General features: G+C 35.0%; 1 protein-coding gene. It reads right to left on the bottom strand.

Annotated elements, in window-relative coordinates; translation table 11 throughout:
* Nucleotides 1–38: 38 nt before the first annotated feature.
* A protein-coding gene (locus tag CKK03_RS23210) for an IS3 family transposase (protein WP_245864271.1) occupies nt 39–1,369 on the bottom strand; the annotation gives its coding sequence in 2 pieces (ribosomal slippage) (nt 39–982 and nt 982–1,369; 1,332 coding nt in all).
* Nucleotides 1,370–1,478 lie beyond the last annotated feature (109 nt).

Genomic DNA, 1,478 nt, shown 5'->3' on the forward strand with positions numbered 1-1,478 from the left:
ATAAAGTGTACCCCTTGTAAAGGACATTTTAAAAAAGCCTAGGCAGTTTTAAGAAGATGATCTCTGTATTGAACAGGGGTCATCTTTTTTAAATTCCATTGGTATCTGTAGTGATTGTAATACGTCATATATTGTTTTATTTCATGTTTTAATTCATCTAAGGTTGTACAAGGTTTAATATAAGCTTCATCTTTGAAATGGCCAAAAAATGATTCTTGGGGGGCATTATCCCAACAGTTTCCGCGTCTTGACATAGATTGGTGTAATCCAAGTTTCTTCGCTAACTTTTGAAAGTTAGGGTGTGTATAGTGGGTTCCTTGATCAGAGTGTATCAATGCGTCTTCTGCTTTTCTAAAGTTACGGTTCTTCTTTAATTTTAAAAGGGTGTCTGTAGCTAAGTCCATCGTAATATGGGCTGACACGTTATAGGCTAAGATTTCATTAGTCGAACCATCTTTAATAGTCGACAAATAGGCTTTCTGACCCTTTCCGTAATATAAATACGTGATATCAGTTAGAAGTACTTTTCCAGGTATATCTTGCTTAAATTGTCGGTTCAATAAGTTTGGTACAACCCGATGTTCTTGTGTGGCCTTCATCATTCTCCTATAAGGATTTGCCTTTCTGATGGGACATATAATGTTATATTTCTTCATAATTCGACGGATAAGCTTCAAATTGTAGACAACATCAAATTCACCCGCCAAAGTCATTTTGATTTGACGCGCCCCTTTCTTTCGACCTTTGAAATTATAGGCCTTTAAAATATTCTCTTTCAATACTTCATCCTTTTCATCCTTAAGTTTTCTTCGTTCTTGTGACTCTAATTTGAAATAATTATAATAACCACTTCTCGAAACGCCGGCTACTTTACATAGGTAACTCACCATGTTTTTTAAATGATATTTTTCGATTACCGAATGGATAAGCTCAAATTTCTGGCTTGGTGTAAGTGTTATTTTCTCAGCCCCCTTTCCGCAAAACGGATCTTTTTTAGTAGTTCATTTTCTGCCTTTAACAAGTTAATTTCTGCTTCCAATCGAGCGTTTTTTTCTTTCAGTGTCAGTTCTCTTTCTCTAGGGCGCCCCGAGTTACCGACTCTGGTATCACGTAAACCAATTAGCCCTTTTTCTGAGTATGCATCCTTCCACCTTCTACTCGCTGATCTAACCCTTTGAATCCCCAAAATATCTACATCAAAACCGCATTCCTCAAAAATAACTCTAGCAAACTTGCCTTTCTCGGTTTCTGCAATAAATATATGTTTAAATTCATCAGTATAAGTAATTCCTTTTGAACTAATTGATTTAACGTATTTATTAGCTGATAGTTGTTTTATCTCTTTCTCTGTAAAAGTCTTTTTACTCATATTTTTCCCCAGTCCCTGTTGTAATTCTGTAATTGTGTTTCTTAATTATACAAAAAAGTACCCTATAGGTAGACTTTTTTTATGTGTCTACTCTATAGGGTACATTTTA

Source organism: Fredinandcohnia onubensis (assembly GCF_002734215.1).
Lineage (GTDB): Bacteria > Bacillota > Bacilli > Bacillales > Bacillaceae_L > Ferdinandcohnia > Ferdinandcohnia onubensis.